We start from the raw sequence: 23,626 nt of genomic DNA, 5'->3' as shown, positions 1-23,626 counted from the left end.
GGCTACCCCCTTGCTCCGAGATTGGAGGCAACCGTTGCCGAGCGCTCCCCCAAACGGCCCAATGCGGAAAACCCCTTTAGTCTTTGGACGATTGGCGGCAACTTTTCGTTCACGTAATCGACTTCATCGGCGCTATTTAGTCGACTCAGGCTAAATCGCACCGCGCCTTGGAGCCAGTCCGTCGGCACTTTCATCGCGCGCAGCACATGCGACGGCTCGGACGACCCCGCCGTGCACGCCGAACCCGTCGAGGCACAAATGCCCTGCTGATCGAGCAAAACCAGGATGGACTCCCCCTCCAAATAACGAAAACTCACGTTGGAAGTGTTCGGCAAGCGCTCCTGCGACTGTCCGTTGATACGAATCTCCAATCCAGATGCCGATAACGACTGTTCCAACTGGTCCCGCAGCGCCCGAACTTGGCTGCCATAATCGCCCAGGCGCGTAAATGCCAGCTCCGCAGCTTTACCCATGCCGATAATGCCCGCGACGTTTTCGGTGCCGGCACGGCGGTTTCTCTCTTGATGTCCGCCGATCAAAAAGGGCGGGAAGGTAATGCCGCGCCGCACATAAAGCGCCCCAATCCCCTTGGGACCGTGAAATTTGTGGCCGGATATCGTGAGCAAATCGACGCCGCTGGCCCGGACGTCGATGGGAATTTTTCCGGCGGTTTGCACCGCATCGACGTGGAACGGGATGCCCTTGGCCCGGACAATCTCGGCAATTTTGTCGATCGGAAAAATCACGCCGGTTTCATTGTTGGCGTGCATGACCGAAACCAGCGCCGTGTCGTCGCTCAAGGCAGCGCGCAGCTCGTCCAAATCGAGTGCGCCATTTTCGTCGACCCCCAGCCAGGTCACCCGCCAGCCTTTTTTCTCCAGGTGCTGGCATAGCTGTAGCACCGCGGGATGCTCCACCTGCGTCGTGACGATATGGCGTTTGTCCGGCCGCGCCTCGAGCATGCCGCGAATCGCCGCGTTGTCGCCTTCGGTGCCGCAGCTGGTGAAAATAATTTCCACGGGATCGGCGGCGCCGATCAGCTTGGCGACCTGCGGCCGCGCCTCAGCGAGCTTTTGGCCGACGCCGCTGCCGAAGCGATGAATACTCGACGGGTTGCCATAGTATTCACCGAGAAATGGCACCATCGCATCGATGACTTCAGGAATCACCCGCGTCGTCGCGTTGTTGTCAAAGTAGACTTCTTTAATCATCCGACGCTGCCCTCGAGGCTGACACCCAATAGCTTCTGCGCTTCCACCGCGAACTCCATCGGCAGCTCTTTGAAAACCTGCTTGCAAAAACCGTTGACGATCATATTGACGGCGTCTTCATTGGAGATGCCGCGCTGCCGGCAATAAAACAACTGGTCTTCGCCGATCTTCGAAGTCGATGCCTCATGCTCCACCTGCGCGCCGCTGTTGGCCACTTCCAGGTAAGGGAAAGTATGCGCGCCGCACTTGTCGCCCAGCAGCAAGGAATCGCACTGCGAGTAGTTGCGCGCGCCGCTGGCGCCCTTCAGCACCTTGACCAAACCGCGATAGGTGTTCTGTCCATGGCCGGCGGAGATGCCCTTCGAAATAATCGTGCTCTTGGTGTTCTTGCCCATGTGAATCATCTTGGTGCCGGTGTCGGCCTGTTGATAATTATTCGTCAGCGCCACCGAGTAGAACTCACCCGCCGAATCGTCGCCCTGCAGGATACAACTGGGATACTTCCAGGTAATCGCCGAGCCGGTCTCCACCTGGGTCCAGGAAATCTTCGAGCGCTTGCCCAGGCATTTGCCGCGCTTGGTGACGAAGTTATAAATGCCGCCCTTGCCCTCTTTGTCGCCCGGGTACCAGTTCTGCACGGTGGAATACTTGATCTGCGCGTCGTCATGGGCCACCAGCTCGACCACCGCGGCATGGAGCTGATTTTTATCGCGCATCGGCGCGGTGCAGCCTTCGAGATAGCTGACATAGGCACGCTCGTCGGCGACGATCAGCGTGCGCTCGAACTGCCCGGTCTCCGCGGCGTTAATGCGAAAATAGGTCGACAGCTCCATCGGGCAGCGGACATCTTTCGGGATGTAGCAAAAAGAACCGTCGCTAAAGACCGCCGAATTCAAGGCCGCGAAAAAGTTGTCAGTATAAGGCACCACTGAGCCTAAATATTTCTGCACCAGGTCAGGATGATTCTGCACCGCCTCCGAGAACGAGCAAAAAATCACCCCCATCTCGGCCAATTTGCCTTTGAAAGTTGTCGCCACCGAGACGCTATCGAACACCGCATCGACGGCGATGCCGCTCAAGCGTTCCTGCTCTTTGAGCGGAATGCCCAATTTCTCGTAGGTCTTGAGCAGCTCAGGGTCGACTTCTTCTAAACTCTTCGGCCCGTCGGCTTTTGCCTTGGGCGCCGAATAGTAGCTGATCGCTTGATAGTCGATCGCTGGATAATGAACCTTCGCCCATTTCGGTTCGGCTTGGCTCTTCTCCAGCTTGGCCCAATGGCGATAGGCCTTAAGCCGCCACTCGAGCATGAACGCCGGCTCGTTTTTCTTGGCCGAAATCAGCTGAACGACATCTTCGTTTAGCCCTGGGGGCACCGTGTCGGCGGCGATGTCGGTGACAAAACCCCATTTGTATTCCTGCTGCGCCAGCTCTTCTACGGTAGACATTGCTCACTTCCTTCAAGAATTACTCACCACGAAGCGCTCGAAGGAGCCGAAGTTCGGAAATTTGTTTCTTTGGCTTTCCTTCGTGATCTTCGTGTCCATCGTGGTGAAAATGGTTCTCTGATTCGGCGCACTCGCATTACGACACTGCGAACGACGCGCCACAGCCGCAGGCTTTTTTCACGTTGGGATTTTGAAAAACAAATCCCGATTGCATCAATTCATCTTTGTAATCCAACTCGGTGCCGCCCAAATAGAGTAGGCTCTTCATATCGACCAGCACCTTGGCGCCGTCTTTCTCGAAGATCTTGTCGGTGCCCTTGGGCGCATCGAGATCGACTTTATACTGCAAGCCTGAACAGCCGCCGCCGATGACTTTGACGCGCAGCCCTTGGCCGTCGCGATTCTCCGCGGCAATCAACTCTTTGATCCGCGCGGCCGCCCGTTCCGTCAGTGTGACTCCCATCGCCATGTCCGTCTCCTTAAAACCAATCGGTTAAGAAATTGGTTCCGCCCCAGATTGCTGTTTGGCCAGTTTGGCTTTGCGCGCCTTGTACAGGGGCGAAATCTCGCGCAGCCGGCGCACTTCTTCGACAACTCGACCGATCGTGTAATCGACCTCTTCCTCAGTATTGAACCGGCCCAAGCCGAAACGAATTGACGTGTGTGCCAGCTCGTCTTCAAGCCCGATCGCTTTCAACACGTGGGACGGCTCCAGATTGGCCGAGGTGCACGCGGAGCCAGTGGACACGGCGATTTCTTTGAGCCCCATCAATAACGATTCCCCTTCGACGTAGGCAAAGCTCATATTGAGGTTACCCGGCAGCCGCTCGGTCGCGTGACCGTTGATCCGCACGTCGTCGAGCTGGCTCATGATGCCCTGGCGCAGCCGCTCGCGCAGTGCGATCATGCGCTCGCCTTCGGCGGCCATCTCTTTCTGCGCCAGCGCGCAGGCGGCGCCCAACCCGACGATTCCCGGCACGTTCAACGTCCCCGAGCGCATTCCCTGCTCGTGACCGCCGCCATCGATTTGCTGCGTCAGTTTTACCCGCGGATTTTTTGAGCGCACATACAAAGCGCCGACACCCTTGGGGCCATACATTTTGTGCGCCGTGATCGACAGTAGGTCGATGCACAGATCATCGACGTCGATCGGTACTTTACCCACCGCCTGAGTAGCGTCGGTGTGAAAAAAGATCCCGCGCTCGCGCGTCATGCGGCCGATCTCTTTCACCGGGTGGATCGTGCCGATCTCATTGTTGGCCGCCATGATCGAAACCAAGATCGTCTTGTCAGTCAGCGCGCTGCGCAATCTTTGCAGATCGATCAACCCATCCGGCCGCACCGGCAGAGAGGTCACCTCGAAGCCATGCTTCTGCAATATTTTGCAGCTATCGAGCACCGCCTTGTGCTCGGTCACGCAGGTGACGATATGATTGCCTTTTTCTTTGTACGCCTCGGCGACGCCCTTAATCGCCAGATTATCCGACTCCGTTGCGCCGCTGGTGAAAACGATCTCGCGCGGCGACGCCGCATGAATCAACTTAGCCACCTGCTCGCGTGCCGTATCGACCGCAGAGTCCGCCTCCCAACCAAACGCATGGCTCTTACTCGCCGCGTTGCCAAATTTGTCGCCGAAATAGGGCAGCATCGCTTCCAGCACCCGCGGATCCACCGGCGTGGTGGCGTGATTATCCAAATAAATCGGCGTTTTCATGATGCTCGGCATATCCTACTGATTCAGTCTGATATATAAGATAATCAATGGCCAAGGCTGAGTCAACGAAATTATAAGCACCTAAGCCATTGGAAACAAAGGGTTTCGATCTAAGGCAGGGCTCCATCAGGCAACCAGCAAAGGCCGCAAATATTGGCCGGTCAGAGAAACAGGTTTCTGGCAGACTTCTTCCGGAGCTCCCGCCGCGACCACCTCACCCCCGTGCCTCCCGCCCTGGGGGCCGAGATCGATCACATAATCGGCGCATTTGATGACATCGAGATTGTGCTCGATGATGACCATGGTATTGCCCGCGTCGATTAGACGATTGAGCACATCCAAGAGTTGCCGGATGTCGTCGAAGTGCAAACCGCTGGTGGGCTCGTCGAGGATGTAAAGCGAATTGCCCGTCGAGCGGCGCGCCAATTCGCGCGCCAGCTTGACCCGCTGCGCTTCGCCGCCCGAAAGCGTCGCCGCACTCTGGCCCAAGCGCAAATAGCCCAGGCCCACGTCACGCAGGGTGCGCAGCCGCTCGAAGATCGCTGGAATGCTCGCTAGCAATTCGGCAGCCTGCGCCACGGTGAGATCGAGCACGTCGGCGATGCTCAAGCCTTTGTATTTGATGTCCAGAGTCTCGCGGTTGTAGCGCCTGCCCTTGCACACCTCGCAGGTGACGAACACATCGGCGAGAAAATACATGTCGACCTGCGTCACGCCATCGCCGCCGCAAGCTTCGCAGCGCCCGCCCTTCGCGTTAAAAGAAAAGCGCTCGGCCTTGTAGCCGCGCAGCCGAGCTTCGGGGAGCTGCGCGAATAATTCGCGCAAGTGATCGTGGATGCCGGTATAGGTCGCCGGGTTGGAGCGCGGCGTGCGCCCGATCGGGCTTTGATCGACGCCGATCACCCGGTCGAAATTTTCCGCGCCGCTTATTTCATCGAAGCTGCCGGCCGGCGCCTGCGCCTTGTGCAGCCGGCGCGCCATCTCGTTGTAAAGAATGTCCATCACCAAGCTGCTCTTGCCGGAGCCCGACACGCCCGTGACGCAGGTTAATGCGCCAATGGGAAACTGCACGGTGAGGTTTTTCAGGTTGTGCTCCCGCGCGCCTTTGATGGTTAAAAAAACGCCGCTGCCTTTGCGCCGCTGCGCCGGTGGAGAAATTTGCAGTTGCCCGGACAGATACTGTCCCGTGCGCGACGCCGCGGCGCGCATCAATTCTTTCGGCGTGCCACAGGCGACGACCGAGCCGCCTTGTTCGCCGGCGCCGGGACCCATGTCGATCAGATAATCCGCGGCGCGCATCGCGTCCGGATCGTGCTCGACTAGAATCACCGAATTGCCGCTCTCGCGCAGTCGCTGCAACAGCGCCAACAAGCGGGCGTTGTCCTTTTGATGCAGACCGATACTTGGTTCATCAAGAATGTAGAGCACACCGGCCAGAGCCGCGCCAATCTGGGTTGCCAATCGCACCCGCTGCGCCTCGCCGCCGGAAAGCGTCGTCGCGGCGCGATCGAGGCTCAAATAGTCGACTCCGACCTGCATCAGGTAGCGCAACCGGCTGGTAATCTCATCGAGAATTTTTTTGCCAACGGCGCGCTCACGCTCGTCCCACTGGAGATTCCGAAAAAATTCCAACGCTTCGACCACCGGCAGAGCGCTCACCTCGGCGATGTTCCGCCCGCTCATTTTAATCGCGAGACTTTCCTTTCTAAGACGGCGGCCCTCACATTCCGTGCAGGGTTGGCTGTTCGAGGTCGCTTCAGCCTCTGGATTTTTGCGTCCCGCTGCTTTGCTCTTCACGCCGCTGCCACTGCAGCCGGAACAAGCACCGCTCGGGCTATTAAAAGAAAACAGCGTCGGCGTAATCTCGGGCAACGCGCTGCCGCATTCGACGCAGGCGAATTTCTGGCTGAAAACGAGATCGCTTGCCGGCTCTGCGCCGCTTGCCGACTGCGCCGAAACTTTGACGATCTGCGCGCCGGCCCGGGCTGCGACTTCGATGGAATCGGCCAGCCGTTTCTCCACGCCCTCGCGCACCACGATGCGGTCGACGATTAAGTCCATCGGCGCATCGGCGCCGGCATCGTCTTCCATCGCGTCGGACAGCTCATGCACGTGCGCGCCGATGCGCACGCGGGCAAAACCGTTGCGCGCGAGCTCGCGCAAAATCTTTTGGCGCGCGCCTGCAGAGGCGATGGCAATCGGCGCCATAAGCTGCAGTCGCGTCTGCGCCGGCAATGACATCAGCTCGTCGACGATCTGCTGGGTTGTATAGGCTTTGATAGCGCAACCGCACTGCACGCAATTCGGCTGGCCGACGCGCGCAAATAACAACCGCAGGTAGTCGTAGATTTCGCTCATCGTGCCGACCGTCGAACGGGGCGAGTAGCGGCCGGCTTTCTGCTCGATGGCGATGGCCGGCGACAGGCCGTCTATCGTATCGACATCCGGCCTCTCGATTTGATGGATAAACTGCCGCGCATCGACGGCGAGCGCTTCGAGATAGCGCCGCTGCCCCTCGGCGTAGAGCGTATCGAAAGCTAGAGAAGACTTGCCCGACCCCGAAACGCCGGTGATGACTACCAACTGATCGCGGGGAATTTCCAGGTCGATGTTTTTGAGATTGTGAACCCGTGCGCCGCGGATAACGATCTTAGAGGACATAAGGACACAAACCTACCTCGATTCAACGCTTTGAGTCGATCGAGGCGAAACCCTGTAGGAGCGAAGGCGTCAGCGCAAATTTCGCGGAGTGGTTTTACGCTTTACGATATTGTTTGACGTTTGCGGTGCCTAACGCGCGGCAGAGGCGACCGTTCGGTCGCCCCTTCGCAAACGGCTTCAAGGCGATGCCGTTTCGCTTTCGCTCCGGAAGGGTTTTGCCTCGATCGACGTCCGCAGTCCTGCGCCAATTCTATGCCTTAAACTCTTTCAACTTATTCTCGACCAGCGCGCGATATTCGTTGAGCTTCGCCTGCGAGCTCGCTTCGAAGCGCAATACCAACGCCGGCTGGGTATTGGACGCGCGGATCAGCCCCCAACCGTCAGGAAACTTCATGCGCACGCCGTCGACGTCGACGACTTCGTAGTGTTGGCGAAAATATTCGGTGGCCTTGGCGGCGATGGCGAATTTCTTATCGTCGGGACAGTCGACGCGCAGCTCAGGGGTATTGACGGCCTTCGGCAAATCCGCCAGCAGCGCCGACAACGGCTTGCCCGAGTTGGCAAGTATTTCCAATAAGCGCATCGACGCATAGACCGCGTCGTCGTAGCCGAAATAGCGCTCTTTGAAAAACATGTGGCCGCTCATCTCGCCGGCCAAAAGCGCGTGGGTCTCTTTCATTTTGGCTTTGAGCAGCGAATGGCCCGCCTTCCACATGATCGGCACGCCGTTGTTCTTGGCGATGTCGTCGTACAAGCGCTGCGAGCATTTCACTTCGGAGATGATCACCGCTTTGGGATTGCGTTTGAGCACGTCGCGCGAAAACAACACCAACAACTCATCGCCCCAAAGAATGTTGCCGTTTTCGTCCACCGCGCCAATGCGATCGGCGTCGCCGTCGTAGGCGATGCCGAGGTCGGCTTTTTCATGGCGGACTTTTTCAATCAGCATTTCCAAATTTTCCGGCACCGTCGGATCGGGATGATGAATCGGAAAGCGCCCGTCCATGTCGCAGGCGATCTCCCAAACCTGGCATCCAAGCTTGCGAAAGATCGGCGGCGCCACCGGCCCGCCGACACCGCTGCCGGCATCGACGACGACTTTCAGCGGCCGCGCCAGTTTGGGAATGTCCGCCAACACGTGCTTTTCGTAGGGCGGAATAATCTCGTAGCGCTCGACCTTGCCGCCCGGCTTGGCGCTAAATTCGTCGCGCTCCATGCGCGCGCGAATGTCTTGGATAGCGTCGCCATAGAGCGTGTCTTTGCCCAGGCAGATCTTGAAACCGTTGTACTCTGACGGATTATGGCTGGCGGTCACCTGAATGCCGCCGTCGACGTCGAGATGAAACAGCGAAAAGTACATGAGCGGCGTCGGGCAAACACCGATGTCGTAGACGTGCAACCCCGCGGACATCAAGCCGGCGATCACCGCTTCGGCGTAGGGATCGGAGGTGGCGCGGCAATCGCGCCCCACGGGAACCCGCGTGCCGCCTCTAGCGGCGATCGCCGTGCCGTGGACTTTGCCGAGCTGTAAGGCAAACTCTTTGTCGAACTCTTTTTCCGCCAAACCGCGGATGTCGTATTCGCGAAAAATCGCCGCTGTAACTTTCACTACTGCCTCCGCTTGATTCTGAGCCGCGCCAGACGCGCCGCCAATAAAATCGCTTCGATCATGCTGGTTTCGTCGGCGCGGTTCTTGCCGGCGATATCGTACGCCGTGCCGTGATCCACCGAGGTGCGAATAAACGGCGGTCCCAACGTATAGGCGACACCGCCGTAGAAATGGTGCAGCTTCAGCGGAATCAACCCCTGGTCGTGATACATGCAGACGACCGCGTCATATTTGCCGCGCGCCGCGTGGTGAAACAAAGTATCCGCCGGCAGCGGGCCATGGGCTTCGATCCCTTTGCGCTTCGCCGCTTGCACCGCCGGCGCGATGATTTTTATCTCCTCGTCGCCAAAGATGCCTTTTTCGCCGGCGTGCGGGTTCAACGCCGCCACCGCGATACGCGGCTTTTTGATGGCGAAAGCGTTCTTTAAGTTGCGCTGCGTCAATTCCAACGTCGTCAAAATTCCGTCGCGATTGAGCTGCTGTGGCACCTCGCTCATCGCGATGTGGCCGGTCACCGGCACCACCCGCAGTTTAGCGCCGATCAGCATCATGCGGCACTCGGGCGTGCCGCCGAGCTCCGCTAAGAGCTCCGTATGACCCGGATAGTCGTAGCCCGCGTCGATCAAACTATGCTTGCTGATCGGCGCCGTCGCCATCGCATCCGCCGAGCGCATCAGCACCATCTGCGCCGCTTCGTAAATATATCGGTACGCTGCATGGCCCGCCGCCTTGGTCGGTTTGGCGGGACGCGACTCCGCTGCCTTGAGCTCGGACAGCGGCATGACGACACCGCTACTATTGTTCAGCATCGGCAGAAGCGCGTCGCCCTTTTGCCAGTGCCGCAGCTTCGTCAACAATTTGGCTTGCACTTTAGTCCGCTGTAACACACCCCAGTCGCCCAATACCAAGGGCAAACAGTTTTTCTTGATCGCCGGATTAGCGAGGGCTTTCAAAACGATTTCCGGACCGATACCGGCCGGGTCGCCCATCGTGATGGCAACGATCGGTTTTCGCAAAATAAGCTCCTGGTGAATTTTAGAAAAAGACTGCGCAGAGAAATTATCCACGCTTGGGAACGTGGAGGCAAGCGCTAAGGCTTTTTCGATGAGAACGGGTTCAGCGAATCAACCAGTCCGGAGAAAAAGCCGCCGCTTGACGACGACGAAGTCGCCGGCCCTGCCGGCGCGTTGCCAGCAGGCAGATCCAGCCCCGCGCCGCCGCTGCGGCCAGTAGGCGTGCTCAGAATGTCCGGCACATCATCGTGGCTATCCTTGGTAAAGAGCGGCATGCCAAATAAGGTGACGATGCTTTTGCCGTAGAGCGGGCTCTTTGGATCGGTTTCTTCGAAGGGAATTTCTTTCGAGATATACGTCATCGGATTGAGGTAACTAAAAAAGGACCGATCCTCACGCCGCGGCGCGGTGCGCGTCGTTCTGGTCATCAACGAATCGACGGTGCCTTCCTTCGATTCTTCCGGCCGAAACACGACCCCCGCCAATTTGACATCGACGCGGTGCCGCCGGCGCAGGTCGCTCTTCATCCACTTAGCAAAACGCTCTTCCAGAGCTTTGGCGTAAAGATCGTCTTTGATCTTGGGCGCCACCGTCGACAGCGGCAAAGTCGCCCCAGCCTCGCGAGCTTCCAGCTTGACGATGTGCAGCCCCATGCTGGTGCGAAACGGTTCGCTCACCTGCCCGACCGCGAGTTTTTGAAACGCGACTTCTTCGAGTCCCGGCAGCAACGTGCCGCGGTTTACCCAACCGATATCGCCGCCATCGGCGCGCCCCGCACCCTCCGAATATTGGCGCGCCAATTGACCGAAATCTTCGCCGCCTCGGATGCGCTGGAGAATTTCATTGCTGCGCGCGCTCGCTGCCGCCACCTGGTCCGCCGAAGCCTTCTCCGACACGGAGAACAAAATATGGCGGATGCGCGCCCGATCGCCGGAGCGGTAATTCTTCGAGTTCAGTTTGTAGTAACGTTCGACGTCCTCGTTGGTGATGTTGACCTTGGACTTGACTTGGCGATTGATCAGCTCGCTCTTTTCCATTTCGCTTTTGACCGAAAGCTTATAGGCCGCCAGTGTCTGCCCTTCGCGACTCAGCACGGTCTTGAAGTCGTCTTCCGACAACCGATTATTGCGCTTGACCTGCTCGATATATTGATTGATCTCTTCTTCGGAAATCTTGATACCGGCCTCGCGCGTTTCGGCTTCCAACAATTTATCGGTGATAAACTGTTCGAGCACATCGCGATCGGCGTCGTTGATCCGATTGAGATCGCCGCTTGGAAAGGACCGCCCGACTTTGGTCTTGGCGAAATTAGTAATGTTGGAAAGTGTGTAGGGCTCGCCGTTAATGACCGCGATGATCTGTTCGATCACCGCCGCCGGCGCGTTAACCGACCAGCCCCAAAAAAGGAACAAAACCAGGAGGAACCGAGCCCGATGAATAGTGCGCTTCAGCATAGAAAAGAGTTCTCAACCTTCCGCTGAATGTGAATTAGAGCTAGCACAGAGGCCCAGAAAAACCAACCACTTCGCAAAGATACCGCTAATCTCCAGTTAGACGCCGGCGGGCCTTTTTTCTTCGCAATTTCTCCGACATCGGTTAGCAGGTCTCTGGGCAACCAACGATCCTGGCGATCGAGGTGGAACCCTGGAGGATCGAAGGCGTCGGCGCAAAACTTTCGTCTTGTTCGCCGCCAATTCAATTCATCTTCGACCCCCGCACCGTCAGGCGCAAAAGAGGGCGACCGCCGGTCGCCCCGACATCGCGGCGTCAAGCCGATGCCCTGTTGCCTTTGCTCCGGAAGGGTTTCACCTCGATCGACGCCACACCGTGAACAGTCCGCGGGCTAGACATGCACGCCGTCCGGCGTCTATGGTTGGCTCGCCGGCGCCGCAGTCGCCTGCGGCAACTCTTGGATCGCCCGCAGCAGCGCACCCACCTCATCGATCACCGCAAGCCAATCGGTCGATCGCGGTGTTAACGCCAAACGGCCGTCGGGCACCAGGCGGTACTTGTCTTTGTTCTTTTTCATCAAGTCCAAAAGCTTCTCGACCTTGACCGGCGACTCTGGGTGAAATTGCAAAAACACCTTGCCGTCGGAGACACTGATCTGTTGGACCAAGTAATCTTTGAGAATCCGGCGCAGATTCATGACGAGAAATAAATTCTCCACCGGCTCGCCGTAGGGGCCGAAGCGGTCTTGGATTTCTTCTTTCAGCTCGTCAAGCTCGTCGGCGCCGCTTACGCTCGCCAAGCGTTTATAAAAGATCAACCGTTGATTGGCGTCGGGAATGTATTGATCGGGAAAATAGGCAGAGATGCCCAGCTTGATCTCCGGGTCGACTTCCGGCGCGACGTTTTCGCCCTTCAACTCCGCCACCGCCTTCTCCATCATCTCAGTGTAGAGCTCGAAACCCACCGCTGTGATCTGGCCCGACTGTTGATCGCCGAGCAAGTTGCCGGCGCCGCGGATTTCCAAATCGTGCATCGCCAACTTGAAGCCGCCGCCCAGGCCGTCCACTTCTTGGAGCGCGCGCAAGCGCCGTTCGGCGTCGGGCGTGATTGCGTGCTCGCCGGGGATCAGCAGATACGCAAAGGCGTGCCGATGCGACCGGCCGACTCGGCCGCGCAGCTGGTAGAGCTGCGCCAAACCAAAACGGTCGGCGCGGTTGATGATGATCGTGTTGGCGTTGGCGAAATCGAGACCAGATTCGATAATTGCCGAGCAGACCAGCACCTGGGTCTTGTTCTCGAGAAAATCAAGCATGACTTTCTCTAATTCCTTGGGCCGCATCTGGCCGTGCGCCACCGCCATTTTGCCCTCGGGAATCAGCTCCGCAAGTTTGAGCGCCAAGCGGTCGATGGTCTCAACCCGGTTATGCAGAAAAAACACTTGGCCGCCGCGTTGCAGCTCGCGCAGGATGGCGTCGCGAATCACCCGCTCGTCGTAGCGTGTCACGTAGGTCTGGATCGCCAGCCGGTCCACCGGCGGGGTTTCGATGATGCTCAAATCGCGAATGCCGATCAGCGACATATGCAACGTGCGCGGGATCGGCGTCGCCGTCAGGCTCACGACATCCACCAACTCGCGCATCTTTTTCAGCCGCTCTTTGTGCACCACGCCAAAGCGGTGCTCTTCGTCGACGATCACCAACCCCAAATCTTTAAACTCGACATCTTTCTGCAGCAGTCTATGCGTGCCGATCGCCACATCGACCGCGCCCTTGGTGACATCGGCGAGCACCTGTTGAATCTCTTTGGTCGTCAGAAACCGGCTGACCATCTCGACGCGGATCGGATGGTTGCGAAAGCGTTGCCGAAAGGTTTGCAAGTGCTGCTGCGCCAAGATCGTCGTCGGCGCCAACACGGCGACTTGCTTGCCGCCCTCGACGGCGAGAAACGCCGCGCGCATGGCCACTTCGGTTTTGCCATAGCCGACGTCGCCGCAGACCAGCCGGTCCATCGGTTTCTTACGCTGCATGTCGGCGAGCGTCTCGTCGATGGCGCGCTGCTGGTCCGGCGTTTCCTCGTACTCGAACGCGGCTTCGAATTCTTTGTACATGTTATCGGGCGGAGAGAAGCCGTTGCCGGCGCGTGCTTCGCGCACGGCGTAGAGCTGGACCAATTCTTCCGCCATCGCAAAAATTGATTTGCGCGCCTTGGCTTTGACTTTTTCCCAACTCGTGCCGCCGAGCTTGTCCAAAGCTGGCTGAGCGCCGTCGCCGCCGATGTATTTCTGCACCATGTTGATGCGGTCGACCGGCAAATAAAGCCGGTCGCCGCCGTCATATTCCAGGTGCAAAAACTCACCGGCGATGCCGGCTACGGTCATGAATTTCAAGCCGCGGTAGACGCCGATGCCGTGGTCGAGATGCACGACGTAGTCGTCCTGCTTCAGTTCGCTCAGCGTCGTGAGAAAATGGCTCGGCTGCGATTTCGTCTGCGTCGGCTGTCGTTTGCGCGTGCCGAAAATCTCATCGAAGGTGAGTAAGACCAGCTGTGCTTCGGGCAGGCGAAAACCTTGATTCAAATAACCGCGCACGATCGCCCGCGCCGGCCCAGACTCACTGAGCAGTCCGGCCACGCCATTTTCAGCAATCGACAGTTGCAAATCGTAACTGGCCAATAGCTCGCGCAACCGTGTGGCATCGCCCTTGGTCGGCGCCACAAAGAAAACCCGCTCGTTCTGCCACCCCTTGAGCCGCTCCAGCAGCGGCGCCAGGGTCGGGTCTTTTCCCTGCAGCGCCGTCTCGTGGCGGATGTCGGCGGTGAGAAACGATTCGACCGTGAGAGTGGTCGCCAACGCCTGCTCGCTCGCCGCCAAAATCGTCAGAGCTTCGCCCTGAACAATGGAAAACGGCGCCAAAGCGTCGCGCCATTCATGTTCGTTCAAATAAAGCGCTTCCACCGGCGCCACTAAGCGCCGCTCTTCTTTGGCGCTCTTTTGCCGCGCCCAGGCAAGCTGGCCAAAGCGCTCGACTTCCGCTTCGACGCGATCCGCGCTGTCGAGCCAGATCAATGTGTCGGCCGGGAAGTAACTGAAGACCGGCACCAGTGACTCATAAAAATAAGGCACCAAAAACTCCACACCGGGAAACGGAATCCCCTCGCGCAGAGAATCGAGCAGGCTATTCTTTTCTTTGCGCTCGATATCAAGCTCGTTGGCGCGCTGATCGAGGGTGCGAATGACGTTTTCAACGCCTGCGCGCTTCAGCGAGAACTCTTTGATCGGCAGAAGCAGTGCATCTTCCTGCGGTTGCTCGGAGCGCTGATTGGACGGGTTGAACTGACGGATAGATTCGAGCACATCGCCGTTAAACTCCAAGCGCAGCGGCCGGCCGTAGCCCGGCGAGAAAATATCGACGATACCGCCGCGCACGCTGAAATCGCCGCGCTCCTCCACCAGCGGCACATTTTGAAAACCCCATTGCACGAGATGTTCGAGCAGGCTCTCCCGTCCGAGCTCCTGACCTGCAACAAGATAGAGATAGGCTTTTTTCAGCGCCTCTTTGGGCACGACTTTCTGCATCAGCGCCGCCGGTGTGGCGACAATGATCGGTGCCGGCTCTTCGACCAGCTTGTAGAGACCTTCTAAACGGCCGGCGAGATTTTCCGGGTGCGGCGAGAGATTTTCGAATGGCAAAACTTCCCAGGACGGAAACAGGTGCAGCCGTTTTTGCAGCGGCGCGCTGCGCTCTTCGCCGAGGAAAAACCCCAGGTCGCCGTAGAGATTTTCCGCTGTCTGCGCTGAAGCGGCAACGACAACGACAGGGCGGCGCGCTTGCGCTGCGGCCAGCGACAGCAGATAGGCGCGCGCACCGCCCTGAACGCCTTGGATGCGCTTGGCGCCGGTCCAATTGCCAGCCAAAAACTTTTCGAGTTTGCTGCTAACAGTCTCGCTCATGAGAAGAAACTAAAACGCTGCAGCGCAATCTTCGGAATCTCAGCCGCGCCGCCCTTTTCCACGGCTTGCGCCCACAGATTCAATGACTCGCTCAACTCTTTGACTTTCACTTGGAGAAAATTCGGCTGGTATTCCTCGAAGCGGATCAGCGCCTGGCGCACCATGCGCACCGGCCCTTTGACCTCACCGAAATCGACAAACATCCTAAACGCCGCGGCGAGTTGCACCAACCCTTCGAGAAACGGCTTCTGTGCCACCTCGGTTTCTTGGTAAAACGTCTCCAAAACCTCGTGGCACTCAAAAAATTTCTGGGCATTGAACAGAGCAATGCCCTCTCGCAGCCGAGCATCCATACGTGAATGTAAAAAAGTAGCAAGTTTGCCGAAAGGGCTCAAGGAAAGAAGGGAAGATGGACAACCGCGTTCCCCCTCTTAGCCATCCTCTATAATGCTCTATCCTCGCCTTTTCTCGAAAGCGTGTCAGCGCGCCTCGCCCCACAACCGCTTGTCGTAGGCCGAAACGGCCGGCACGGCGGCGAGCCAGATGCACACGTCGGAAATCGCCAGCAGCAGCGTCGACAGGGTAAACGACATCGTGTAGCTGCCGGTCCAGTCGTGAAACACGCCGCCGAAATAAGAGCCCAACGCGCCGCCGACGCCCACCGCCACTGTCGAGTAGCCGAGAATCGAGCCGAAGCCTTTGCCGGAGAAAATATCGGCGGTCAATGAAGAAAAGATCACCGCGCGCGAGCCGAAGCCGATGCCGAAGAAAATTACATAGACGTAAAGCAGCCAGACCTGGCTGGGGTTGCTCAAGATCATCAGCGCGCCGACGCCGACCACCGTCATGGCGATGTTGAGCGTGTACGCTGCCTGCTTGGTCAAGCGATCGGCGATGAAACCAAAGATGACCCGGCCAAAACTGCTGGTGATACCAGCCAGTCCGAAAACCGACGCGGCGACAAATTTACTAAAGCCAACATCGGCCACGTGCGCGACCTGATGGGTGACGATCACGGTCGTGCCCGACGCGGCGCCGATGCGCGCGATGAACAGCAGCCAAAACTGCAAGCTCTGGAGCGCCAACTTGGCGGTCCATTGTTTGCCGCCGTCAGCGTATTTGGCCGCATGCGCGCCACGATGGCTGTGCGGACCGCTCCGATAGGAAAACCACACCACCGGCACCAGCGCGATCAGCACGACGACGGCGTAAGTCTCAAAAGTTCGTGCCCAGCCATAGTTAGCGATCAGCCATTCACTGAGCGGCGCCAGAATCATGATGCCCACGCCGCTGCCGGCATAGACCACGCCAATGGCCGATGCGCGCTTCGTCGAAAACCATTCGGAGATTAGAAACACATGCGGCACCATGCCGGTAAAGGTGAAGCCGATCGAAAGAATAATCCCAAAGCAGATGTAGAGCTGCCACAACGCCGTCACATGGCTGCTAAGATAAAGGCCGATAACCAACGTCAGGCAACCGGCGATGGTGATGCGCTTGACGCCAAAGCGATCGAGCAGATGGCCCGCCACCGGCGATAGCAGAGCGTCCACCGCCAAAACCACGGAAAAAATCCCCGCCGTGGCGCCGCGGCTCCAGCCGAAGGTGTCAAGCAGCGCAACGTTGAAAACGCCAAAAGCCGAATGCAATCCACGGGAAAATCCGAGAACTACGAAAGCAATTGCCGCGATGAGCCAGGGTGTGGGAGAAAAGCGCATGACGAGAATCCCTTGTCTGTAACAGAGCTGCCGGTGATCCACAAGCAAAGGTCGCCGCGGATCGTCTTTACCGCGCCGGCGTGGGTGTTATAAGATCGGGCTCGTATAGGCATCACACAACGCAGACACCAAGAGCGCAAAGGGACCGAAAGAAAATTTTTCTTTTCCGACCTTCGTGTCTTCGTGGTGAATCATTATCTCAAGGAAACGCCACATGGCCACGAAAGATCTGGCGATCCCACGCCGAGAGTACCCGGACCTACACGATCATCTAGCTGCCCTCGAGCGCGAGGGCTTGCTAATCCGCATCCAAGACCCGGTGTGCAAAGATCAGGAGATGCATCCGCTGGTGCGCTGGCAATTTCGCGGCGGCATCAAAGAGCAGGACCGCAGGGCATTTCTCTTCGAAAAACCAGTTGACGCGCAGGGCAAGTCCTACGACATCCCGGTCGCCATCGGCATTCTCGCCGCCAACCGGCGCATCTACGGCATCGGCCTTGGCACCGATCCGGCCAAGGTCAATCAACTGTGGGCCGAGGCGAAAGCCAATCCGATCGCGCCGGTGGAAATAGCGTCCGAAGCGGCGCCGGTGCATGAGATCGTCCATGCAGGAGAACAGTTGCAGCTGCCCGGGCAGGGACTCGACGCCATCCCGGTGCCAATCTCTACGCCCGGTTGGGACAACGCGCCTTATATCAGCGCGGCGCACTACATTACCAAGGACCCGGAGAACGGCATCCACAACATCGGCACCTACCGCGCCATGATCAAGGCACGCGACCGGGTTGGCTGCAATCCATCGTTGGAATTGGGCCAGGGCATCTACGTGCATTGGGAAAAATATCGTGCGCGCAAAGAAAAGATGCCAGCGGCGCTCTGCATCGGCGGTGTGCCGGCGATCTCCTACGTCGCCGCGCAAAAATTGAATTACGACGTCGACGAATTCGCCGTCGCCGGCGGTTTGGTCAAAGCGCCGATCCGCGTCGTCAAAGCCAAGACCGTGCCGCTGATGGTGCCGGCGGACGCAGAAATAATAATTGAAGGCTACGTGTCGACGGAGTTTCTCGAACCCGAAGCGCCCTTCGGCGAATCCCACGGCCATGTCAATCCCAAAGAATACAATCCCTACATGGAAGTGACCGCGATCACGCGGCGCAAAAAAGCGATACTCTGCTCGATCATCAGCCAGGTGACGCCGTCGGAGTCGAGCGTGATCAAGAAAATGGCCTACGAGCCGCTATACCTCGATCACTTGAGAAACGTGCTCGGCATCAAGTGCGTCACGCGCGTATTACTGCACGAGCCGCTCACGGCGACGCAGAAATTGACGATCATTCAAATGCGCAAGCCGACCCAAGCCGAGGTCTGGCGCGCGCTCATGGGGGCGGTGACCTTTCGGCCGTCGATGTCGAAGATCGTCATCGGCGTCGACGAGGATATCGACCCGGACAACCTCGACGCGGTTTTCTGGGCGCTGGGCTATCGCTCGCAGCCGCACCGTGACGTGCAGATTATCCGCGGAACGGATATCGGCCATGCGCCGCGCCATGACGAGCGCGGTGGAGCGGACGATTCCTGCCTGCTGTGGAACGCGACGCTGCGCGAAACCTTCCCGCCGATCTCTTTGCCCAAGAAAGAATACATGGAACGCGCCCGAAAACTGTGGGAGCGGCTGGAGTTGCCCAAGCTCGAACCGGAAGCCCCCTGGCACGGCTACTCGCTCGGCGACTGGAACCCGGAGCTCGACGAAGAAGCCAAGCTCGCGGTGATCGGCGAATTTTGGAAGACGGGTGAGAAAATCGCCCGCGAGCGCAAAAGCACGGACGAAGTGGCGGTGAATACTTCGTATTACGGCCAGCAAAAAGAGAAGTAACGATTCACCACGAAGACACGAAGTTCGGAAAAGATTGGTGATACTTTTCCTTGTCCTACCTTCGCGCTCTTCGTGTCACTTCGTGGTGAGATAGTCTCTTAGGAGCCCTCATGGACTACAAAGCCCTCAAATGGACGACCCACGACAACCCGCAGAAGCCCGGTGAGCCGTCGATTGGTGTCATCACCCTCAACCGCCCCGAGCGGATGAACGCGGTGGACCCGCTTATGCGCCTGGAGTTGGACGCGCTGTGCAACGAGATCGCGCGCAACTCGATCGTCAAAGTCGTGATTCTAACCGGCGAGGGGCGCGGCTTTTGCGCCGGCGGCGATTTGAAATCGGAAGGCGACGTGCTCGGCGCCTTCGAAGGCTCCATGGGTATCACCGGTCCCTACAAAGAGCTGGCGGAATATTTCTTCAACGACCTGCGCCATAAAGTCTTGCAAAGCGCCATGCGCAAGCTCGAAGACTTGCCCCAGGTGACAATTGCCGCCGTCAACGGCGCCGCCGTCGGTGTCGGCCTGGAGATGTGCACGCTGTGCGACATGCGCATCGCTTCCGAGCGCGCCCGTTTCGGGGAGGTCGCCGTGCCCGCCGGCTTCGTGCCCGAGAGCGGCGGCTCGCGCAATCTGCCTAAGTTGGTCGGCATCGGCCGCGCCATGCGGCTGATTCTCATGGGTGAAATCATCGACGCGAAAGAAGCCGAACGCATCGGCCTCGTCGAAGAGGTCGTTCCCCATGACGAGCTGATGAACACGGCCTTCAAGCTCGCGGGCAAAATTGCCGCCAACCCTTATCTCTCCGTGCGCCACGCCAAGCGCTTGGTGAAAATGTATTGGAACTTCAACCGCACCGACGAAGGCTACCAGCAGGAGCTCGAAGCGGTGCTGGAGATCACACGCACCAAAGATTGTCAGGAAGGCATGCGCGCCTTCGTCGAGAAGCGAACGCCACACTACACCGACCCCTACGGTGAGAACTGGCCATTTCCGTCTACTCCCGGCACAAAGCAAACAAAGAAATGAGCGAACCGACCCCACCCTGGCCGGGCTACCGCAGCGCGCCGGCCAAACTCAATATAGCGCGCGAAGTGCTCGACGCATCGATTGCCCGTGGGTGCGGCGGGCGCGCCGCGCTGATCGGCGAGCAGGGCACGACAACCTACGAATCTTTGCACCACCAAGTCAAAGCTCTGTCGGCGAGCTTAATCGATCTCGGCTTGCGCCAGGGCGATCTGGCGCTGATCAAGATGGGCAACTCGATCGAATTCGCCGTGGCGTTTCTCGCCTCGGTACGGCTCGGGGTTATTCCCGTGCTGGTAAACTCCCTGCTCACGGCCAGCGAATTGCACAGCGTGCTGGAGCAAACTCAGCCTAAGCTAGTTTTCACCGAAGCGTCGCGCGCTGGCGCCGTTCGCGAGCTGCGCGCCGCAAAGTTATTCAACCAGGTCGTTTGTGCCGGTGAAAGCTTGGCGGATGAGATCGCGTTCCACTCGTTGGCGAAGAATAATGCGAGCACGCCGCCAAGCGCCGAGACCGCGTCGGACGAGCCCGCGTTCATCGTCTACACCTCCGGCACCACCGGCAAACCCAAGGGCATCGTCCACGCCCATCGTTGGATCGTCGCCCTTGGCGATCTCAATCGTTACCGTTTGCCGCCGCAAGACAATGACGTTGTGCTCGCCACTGGCGAGTGGAGTTTCATCAGCGCGCTGGGTCACAATTTACTTTTTCCACTACGCAACGGCGTCACCGGTGCGATTCTTTCCGACCGTGCGACGCCGGAAAATATTCTCGCCGCCATCGCAAAACATCGGATCACCGTGCTTCACTCAGTCGCAACGGTTTATCGCCGCCTGCTGGCGACGCCGGATTTCGAGAAACAACACGACCTCACCAGCCTGCGCTGCGCTCACTCCACCGGCGAAGCGCTGCGTGCAGCGACTTATACGGAATGGAATCAGCGCGTCGGCAGCGAGCTCTACGAGCACTACGGCGTGTCGGAGTATCAACTCGTCATAGGGAATGGCGTTCGTGATCCAGTGAAACCGGGGTCGGTAGGCAAACCCTTGCCCGGAGTCGGCGTCGCCATTCTCGACGACGATTTCAATCCGGTTCCAAAGGGCGAGCTAGGCCAATTCGCCATTTCGACACAAGACCCAGGCTTGTTCCTTGGCTACTACAAAGACCAGGAGCGCACGGACGCCGTCGTGCGCAACGGCTGGTACTTCACCGGCGATCTCGCCTATCAAGACATTGAAGGCTATTTCTTGATCGCCGGCCGGCGCGACGACTGCTTCAAAAGCCGGGGCATTTTTATCTCGCCGACAGAAATCGAAAATGCGCTACAGAAACATCCGGCGATTATTGAGGCCGCCGTGGTTGCCGAACCCGACGCAGAAATTGGCAACAAGATTCGCGCTGTGGTAGTGCTGGCCGAGGGTCAAAGTCAGTCCAACGAATTAGTCGAAAGAATTCGTGCCATGCTGCTCGGTCAGATCGCGCCGTACAAAATGCCGCATAAAATAGAATTCGTCGATACTCTGCCCAAGAGCGCTGTCGGTAAGATACTCCGTACGGCACTTGTCACGCCAACAGTCGGTCCAAACGCATCTCATCCGGTGAGGCAATAATGAACAACTTCTTCGCGTCCCGTTCTTGCACTTAGAATGGCTCCCGTGGGCAAAATTACCTCGGCTCTTTGGCGACCGATAAGATTGGTGGAACTTATCGCCGCAGCCTGTTTGGCGATGATCATTCCAGCAGCAGCCACCGCCCAGATCCCGGCCAAAAAGCTCCCGGCATACCGACGCCGACAGGACTAACGATGCCGGATCTCAAAGTGCCACCCATTAACCCACCCAAATTATTCGCCGAACCACTTAGTGTAACCATGCAGCCGTCGGGCAGCGGACCGTTCTACCTTCCGGATGTGCAAACCTGTGGAGTGCAATCGCTTCGTTTCGACTCCAAGGGCGGCTATGCGCCAATTGCCTGGAACTACACCGGATCGGCAACGGGGCTCGCGTTGGAGCTTGTGGACCTCAACGGCCAACCCAACCCGCCACCGCCGCCTCCTCCGTCTACTCTCAACCCGGCCGGCTCATCCTCGAGACTGTTGAGAGTAGTATTGTCCCAATGGAACCGCAGTTACGATCTGGGTTTCCTTTTTGCCGACGTATCGGTGTTCGCGAGCGACGCCTCAGCGGGAAAACGGGGCATCAACTTTCAATTGCGTGGAACCAGAGCCTGCAAGGCACCCAGTCTTACACAAGTAAGTCAAGCAACAAGTACCACAACACCCAATACTTTGGTTTCGGCCCAGACATATACGTTGCAAGCGACAAACTTCGATACTCGCGACAACCTCAGTCCGTCCCTCACCCGCGAAACCCGCGCTGAATGCACCTACCCGAGCGGGCTAAGAGTGTTGTGTCTCGACGGCCTCCGATCCAATGGGCAACTAGGTAGCACCAACGATCACTGCCCCAGCGCAACACAATGTGGAGTCAAAGTTTTGAATCTCGAAGGCTCCGGCGTCATCCGGGTGCGTTTGTTCAATCCCTACGGTGCCAGCGGTACGGTCGATCTCAACGTCACCTTCCCGTCCGCCGTGCTCAGTGAAAATCAAACGGTGACGCTGCCCGCGTCCATTGCCACGCAGGCTGCTGTCATCACCGGCACGCCCAGCACCAACGACTACATGGGCGAAGCGGCGCCGTCCTGCGGTGGCAACTATCTGGTCTGGCGCGGCCTGACTTTCACTGAGCCCTCCGGTCGCGCCAAACTTGCCCGCGCCGTCACGCCAGGAACACGAGTCGCGCCGTCGACCATGCCACAGTGGACGGTGGCACCGGGGTCGAATCAGCTCTCCATCCAAGTGAATTATGAAGTGGAACGCCGCTATGCGCCTTGTCAGGCGCTGGTGGCGCAATAGATTCGGCGCAATCGTGGATCGCCAAAGCGATATTTGGTTTTAGCGTCCTTGGGAGTTCTAGCGGTGAAGTCGCTCACCGGCAGGCCAGCAACGTTTCCCCTTTTGCCGTAGCGATCCCCTGCTCCACCAGCGTCAGGGCGCGCGTGCTTCGCGAGCAGCACTTTGGCGCATCCCCCGGCGGGACCAGGGCATCCCTTGGTGCGCAGTACTTGTCGTGTTCCACCGTGCCGCTGGAGTTTGCGCGTGAGAAATCCACGGAGCGAATCCAGCTCAGGCCCTTGGTGGTAAGCCGCACCGCCTTGTCCCACGACGCACGGCAAGTTGAGCTGGCGCCAAAGGAACCGGCGCCATCGCACGCATAGCCTCCGGGGTTGGCATGACAGCAAGTATCGTGGTCCCAACTGCCGCCGTTGACCGTGCACCGGCCGGCCGCGCATGCCGCGGTGACAGGAATACCTGGCGGCACTTGGCCGCAGGCCACGCCGGCTGCACCGAAGCAAAACTCGGGGCGTCTGAACGGATTGCTCACACCGGCCGTCGGAAAGCCTACGCCACCCTCAAATTTGATGTCGCCGCCGAGCTTGCGATTCGGGCCTGCTGCAATGGTCTTCGGGCAGCGCGCCGTCGAGGTGCCGAGCGGGGCCGCCAGGGGCAAGAAAGAAACCTCCGGCGCCGATTCGCTGCGCCACACCTGCACCGCGCGCTCCCCTTGATGCGCCGTGATGACAAATGGCAGTGGCGGCATCGGGCTAATTCTCAACCGTCCCTGCGCGTCGGTTCCGCCCTGAGCATACAAGTTGAGATCCTGGTTAATCCCAACACACACCGTAGCACCGGGAACTAGTGCGCCAGTGTCGGTAACTGAAATCTCAAGTTGGCCGCCGCCCACCGCCGGTGTCTGTGCTCTCGCTATGCTCGCGGCACTGGCGGCCATTGCCAATACCACCGCCGCGCTCACGGTCGCGAGCCCAACACCGCATCGATAAAAGAACGGATGTTTGCGGATCTTCATCGGTCTCTCTCTTGGAAGGCTATGGTTGGCAAA

Annotated in this window: 16 protein-coding genes; 4 read left to right on the top strand and 12 right to left on the bottom strand. The window is 58.6% G+C overall.

Annotation, left to right across the window (positions count from 1 at the left end):
• Nucleotides 1-2: 2 nt before the first annotated feature.
• The 11 genes from nifS to FJ145_00705 all read right to left on the bottom strand — a co-directional run bounded on the left by nifS (nucleotide 3) and on the right by FJ145_00705 (nucleotide 16,772).
• Nucleotides 3-1,208: a cysteine desulfurase NifS gene (gene nifS, locus FJ145_00755; protein ID MBM4259953.1), complete on the bottom strand. Its 1,206-nt coding sequence runs from the start codon at nucleotides 1,206-1,208 to the stop codon at nucleotides 3-5.
• Entirely contained in the window at nucleotides 1,208-2,656 is a 1,449-nt protein-coding gene (sufB, locus tag FJ145_00750) for a Fe-S cluster assembly protein SufB (protein ID MBM4259952.1), read from the bottom strand. Before sufB ends, nifS begins: the two co-directional genes overlap by 1 nt.
• Nucleotides 2,657-2,792: 136 nt before the next feature.
• Nucleotides 2,793-3,125, bottom strand: a complete 333-nt coding sequence (locus FJ145_00745) for an iron-sulfur cluster assembly accessory protein (GenBank protein ID MBM4259951.1) — start codon at nucleotides 3,123-3,125, stop codon at nucleotides 2,793-2,795.
• Nucleotides 3,126-3,149: 24 nt separating this feature from the next.
• On the bottom strand, nucleotides 3,150-4,382 hold the full coding sequence (locus tag FJ145_00740; protein MBM4259950.1) for an IscS subfamily cysteine desulfurase: 1,233 nt from the start codon (nucleotides 4,380-4,382) through the stop codon (nucleotides 3,150-3,152).
• 114 nt (nucleotides 4,383-4,496) lie between these two features.
• Nucleotides 4,497-7,031: an excinuclease ABC subunit A gene (gene uvrA, locus FJ145_00735; GenBank protein ID MBM4259949.1), complete on the bottom strand. Its 2,535-nt coding sequence runs from the start codon at nucleotides 7,029-7,031 to the stop codon at nucleotides 4,497-4,499.
• Nucleotides 7,032-7,281: 250 nt separating this feature from the next.
• On the bottom strand, nucleotides 7,282-8,640 hold the full coding sequence (locus FJ145_00730; GenBank protein ID MBM4259948.1) for a phosphomannomutase/phosphoglucomutase: 1,359 nt from the start codon (nucleotides 8,638-8,640) through the stop codon (nucleotides 7,282-7,284).
• Complete coding sequence (gene pdxA, locus FJ145_00725) at nucleotides 8,640-9,629, bottom strand: 4-hydroxythreonine-4-phosphate dehydrogenase PdxA (GenBank protein ID MBM4259947.1); 990 nt, start codon at nucleotides 9,627-9,629, stop codon at nucleotides 8,640-8,642. The genes FJ145_00730 and pdxA overlap by 1 nt, the downstream gene beginning before the upstream one ends.
• Nucleotides 9,630-9,730: 101 nt before the next feature.
• Entirely contained in the window at nucleotides 9,731-11,107 is a 1,377-nt protein-coding gene (locus FJ145_00720) for a hypothetical protein (GenBank protein MBM4259946.1), read from the bottom strand.
• Between the two features lie 413 nt (nucleotides 11,108-11,520).
• Nucleotides 11,521-15,054 carry a transcription-repair coupling factor gene (gene mfd / locus FJ145_00715; protein ID MBM4259945.1) on the bottom strand — a complete coding sequence of 1,178 codons (3,534 nt, stop codon included), beginning with the start codon at nucleotides 15,052-15,054 and terminating at the stop codon, nucleotides 11,521-11,523.
• Nucleotides 15,051-15,407 (bottom strand): DUF309 domain-containing protein, encoded by a 357-nt coding sequence (locus FJ145_00710; GenBank protein ID MBM4259944.1) that lies wholly within the window; start codon nucleotides 15,405-15,407, stop codon nucleotides 15,051-15,053. The genes mfd and FJ145_00710 overlap by 4 nt, the downstream gene beginning before the upstream one ends.
• Before the next feature lie 126 nt (nucleotides 15,408-15,533).
• Nucleotides 15,534-16,772: an MFS transporter gene (locus tag FJ145_00705; protein MBM4259943.1), complete on the bottom strand. Its 1,239-nt coding sequence runs from the start codon at nucleotides 16,770-16,772 to the stop codon at nucleotides 15,534-15,536.
• A 214-nt stretch (nucleotides 16,773-16,986) separates the two neighbouring features.
• Here FJ145_00705 and FJ145_00700 point away from each other — a divergent pair, with 214 nt between their 5' ends.
• The 4 genes from FJ145_00700 to FJ145_00685 all read left to right on the top strand — a co-directional run bounded on the left by FJ145_00700 (nucleotide 16,987) and on the right by FJ145_00685 (nucleotide 22,581).
• Entirely contained in the window at nucleotides 16,987-18,645 is a 1,659-nt protein-coding gene (locus tag FJ145_00700; protein MBM4259942.1) for a UbiD family decarboxylase, read from the top strand.
• 110 nt (nucleotides 18,646-18,755) lie between these two features.
• The gene (locus tag FJ145_00695; protein ID MBM4259941.1) at nucleotides 18,756-19,670 is read left to right on the top strand and encodes a hypothetical protein; all 915 of its coding nucleotides are present in this window, start codon (nucleotides 18,756-18,758) and stop codon (nucleotides 19,668-19,670) included.
• Nucleotides 19,667-21,277, top strand: coding sequence for an acyl-CoA synthetase (locus tag FJ145_00690; protein ID MBM4259940.1), 1,611 nt, complete (start codon nucleotides 19,667-19,669; stop codon nucleotides 21,275-21,277). Before FJ145_00695 ends, FJ145_00690 begins: the two co-directional genes overlap by 4 nt.
• Nucleotides 21,278-22,161: 884 nt before the next feature.
• Nucleotides 22,162-22,581 (top strand): hypothetical protein, encoded by a 420-nt coding sequence (locus FJ145_00685; GenBank protein ID MBM4259939.1) that lies wholly within the window; start codon nucleotides 22,162-22,164, stop codon nucleotides 22,579-22,581.
• A gap of 73 nt (nucleotides 22,582-22,654) precedes the next feature.
• Here the strand turns inward: FJ145_00685 and FJ145_00680 are convergent, their stop codons facing one another.
• Complete coding sequence (locus FJ145_00680) at nucleotides 22,655-23,593, bottom strand: hypothetical protein (protein MBM4259938.1); 939 nt, start codon at nucleotides 23,591-23,593, stop codon at nucleotides 22,655-22,657.
• Between the last annotated feature and the right edge of the window lie 33 nt (nucleotides 23,594-23,626).

Source organism: Deltaproteobacteria bacterium (assembly GCA_016874755.1).
Classification (GTDB): Bacteria; Desulfobacterota; Binatia; order UBA9968; family UBA9968; genus DP-20.
This window is presented reverse-complemented; position numbering and strand designations above follow the sequence as displayed.